Genomic DNA, 3,053 nt, shown 5'->3' with positions numbered 1-3,053 from the left:
AATAGGGGATCTTGACGCCGTTCACTTCGTGATAGTTCTCGTGGCCGGGGCCCGCGTAGAGGATCGAGTCGCCCTCGGCGACCTCGCCACCTTCGTCGTGGCCCGCGTCCGCGCGGAGGGTCGGCTCCGGGTGATCGGCGTGACCGGGTCCAACGGAAAGACGACCACCAAGAACCTGCTGCGCGCCATCCTCGAACGCGTCGGCCCGACCGTCGCCGCCCGCGCCTCCTTCAACAACGAGGTGGGCGCGCCGATCACGATGCTCGCCGTCGACTTCGACACCCGGTTCCTCGTCGCCGAAATGGGCGCGAGCGGCATCGGCGAGATCGCCAGGCTGATCCGGATGGTCCGTCCGGACGTGGGGATCGTCCTCAAGGTCGGCCTCGCCCACGCCGGCGAATTCGGCGGAATCGAAGCGACCCTGGCCGCCAAGACCGAAATGGTCACCGACCTCCTCGCAACGGATGTCGCCGTGCTGAACGCCGACGACCCCCGCGTCGCCGGAATGCGGGCACACACCCGCGCCAGGGTGGTCTGGTTCGGCCAGGACGCCACCGGCACCTCGCGCGCACCGGACGGAACGGACTTCTCCGGCGTGCACGCGACCGGGATCGAGGTCTCGAGCAGCGGAACGACGTTCACCCTGCACCTCGCGGGCGGCGACACCCGCCCGGTGACCTTCCAGGTACTCGGAGAGCACCACGTGATGAACGCCCTCGCCGCTGCGGCCACCGCAGAGGTGCTCGGGATCGGCATCGACGACATCGTCGCGGCACTCGAATCCGTCGTCACGGCCGAACGCTGGCGGATGCAGGTGCTCGGCGGGCGTGACGGGGTCACGGTCATCAACGATGCGTACAACGCGAGCCCCGATTCGATGACGGCGGCCCTCAAGACCCTCGCCCAGATCCGGCGGCCGGGAGAACGCACCGTCGCCGTCCTCGGCGAAATGAGCGAACTCGGCGAATTCTCCGGGGACGAGCACGACCGCATCGGACTGCTCGCCGTGCGACTCAACATCTCCCAGCTCGTCGTGGTGGGACTCGCCGCCCGCCGGATGCACATCAGCACGATCAACGAGGGGTCCTGGGACGGGGAGTCGCTCTTCGTCGACGACCAGGACGACGCCTTCGCCCTCCTCACCGCGACCATCCGCCCCGGTGACACGGTGCTCGTGAAGTCGTCGAACTCCGCGGGCCTCAGGTTCCTCGGCGACCGCCTCGGGGAGTTCTTCTCATGAGAGCCCTGCTGATGTCCGGCGCGATGTCGCTCGTCTTCACGTTGTCCCTGACCCCGCTGTTCATCCGGCTCTTCCACAAGCTCGGCTGGGGACAGTTCATTCGCGATGACGGCCCGAAGAGCCACCACGCCAAGCGCGGCACCGCGACCATGGGTGGCATCGTCATCATCCTCGGCACCCTGATCAGCTACTTCCTTGCGATGTGGCTCACGGGCACCCCGATCACGGCGTCCCCGTTGCTCGTGCTGTTCATGATGGTCGGACTCGGGCTCGTCGGATTCCTCGACGACTTCATCAAGACCCGGAACCAGCGCAGCCTCGGCCTCGGCGGCTGGCAGAAGATCAGCGGGCAGGTGCTCGTCGCCGGCGTCTTCGCCGTTCTCGCGCTGCAGTTCCCGAACAGGCACGGCCTCACCCCGGCATCCACCAAGATCTCACTGTTGCGCGACCTGCCCCTCGACTTCATGAAGCTCGGGACCATCGTCGGGATCGCCCTGTTCATCGTCTGGATCTGCTTCCTCGTCGCCGCGACCTCCAACGGAGTGAACGTGACGGACGGCCTCGACGGGCTCGCGACCGGGTCATCGATCCTCGCCATCGGGGCGTACATCGTGATCGGCTTCTGGCAGTCCAACCAGGCCAGGTACGGGGGAGCGGATATCGGCGACCTCTACCGTTCCTACAACGTGCGCGACCCCCTCGACCTCGCCATCGTCGCCGCAGCGATCGTCGGCGGCCTGATCGGCTTCCTGTGGTGGAACACCTCACCCGCCAAGATCTTCCTCGGCGACACCGGGTCCCTCGCCATCGGCGGGGCGCTGGCCGCACTCGCGATCCTCAGCCGCACCGAGCTCCTGCTCGTGCTCCTCGGCGGCCTGTTCGTGATCGAAGCCGGCTCCGTGATCGTCCAGAGGGCGTACTTCAAGGTCACCCGGGGCAAACGGATCTTCCTGATGAGCCCGATCCACCACCACTTCGAGCTCAAGGGCTGGGCAGAGGTCACCGTCGTCGTCAGGTTCTGGATCGTCGGCGGACTCCTCGTCGCGGCGGGCGTCGGCTCGTTCTACCTCGAATGGCTGACCGCATGATGATGAGCAACAACCCATACGACACTCACTCTGGCCATCGCCGCCTCGACGGCCTCATCAGCTGGCACGCCGACTGGACCGGGCTCCGGGTCGCCGTCCTCGGCCTTGGCGTGACCGGCTTCGCCGCGGCGGACACCCTCGCCGAACTCGGCGCGGACGTCCTCGTCGTCGCCGGTAACGCCCCGGACGACCGGGCCAGGCTCCTCGGCGTGATCGGCGCCGGGCTCGTCCAGGCCGACCTGAGCGAAGTCCCCGCTGAACTCGCCGCCCACCGTCCGGAACTCCTCGTCGTCAGCCCCGGCTTCCACCCCGACCACCCGCTGCTGCTCTGGGCCGCTGCAGCCGGAATCCCCGTCTGGGGCGACATCGAACTGGCCTGGCGCCTGCGCGACAAGGTCGGCGCCCCGGCAGAGTGGATCCTCGTCACGGGCACCAACGGCAAGACCACGACCGTGCAGCTGACCGCGACGATCCTCGCCGCAGCAGGCCACCGGGTCGCCCCCTGCGGCAACATCGGCGTGCCCGTCCTCGACGCCGTCCGCGACCCGCTCGGCTGGGACGTGCTCGTCGTCGAACTCTCGAGCTACCAGCTGCACCACCTGCCACGCACCGGGCCGGGCGCCCTCGTGCCGTGGGCGAGCGTCTGCCTGAACATCGCGGACGACCACCTCGACTGGCACGGCTCCGCTGCCGCCTACCGCGAGGCAAAAGCCACCGTCTACGCC

General features: G+C 68.3%; 3 protein-coding genes. All 3 read left to right on the top strand.

Annotated elements, in window-relative coordinates; translation table 11 throughout:
* Positions 1-1,240 (top strand): UDP-N-acetylmuramoyl-tripeptide--D-alanyl-D-alanine ligase (locus tag QN345_RS17420; RefSeq protein ID WP_323508963.1); only part of this gene is annotated, 1,240 nt, incomplete at its 5' end.
* On the top strand, positions 1,237-2,328 hold the full coding sequence (gene mraY / locus QN345_RS17415) for a phospho-N-acetylmuramoyl-pentapeptide-transferase (RefSeq protein WP_134446097.1): 1,092 nt from the start codon (positions 1,237-1,239) through the stop codon (positions 2,326-2,328). The genes QN345_RS17420 and mraY, both read left to right, overlap by 4 nt.
* A 2-nt stretch (positions 2,329-2,330) precedes the next feature.
* On the top strand, positions 2,331-3,053 hold a 723-nt coding region (locus QN345_RS17410), incomplete at its 3' end, for a Mur ligase family protein (RefSeq protein ID WP_323508964.1).

It is taken from the genome of Cryobacterium sp. 10I1 (genome assembly GCF_035019805.1).
GTDB classification, from domain to species: Bacteria; Actinomycetota; Actinomycetes; order Actinomycetales; family Microbacteriaceae; genus Cryobacterium; species Cryobacterium glucosi.
This window is presented reverse-complemented; position numbering and strand designations above follow the sequence as displayed.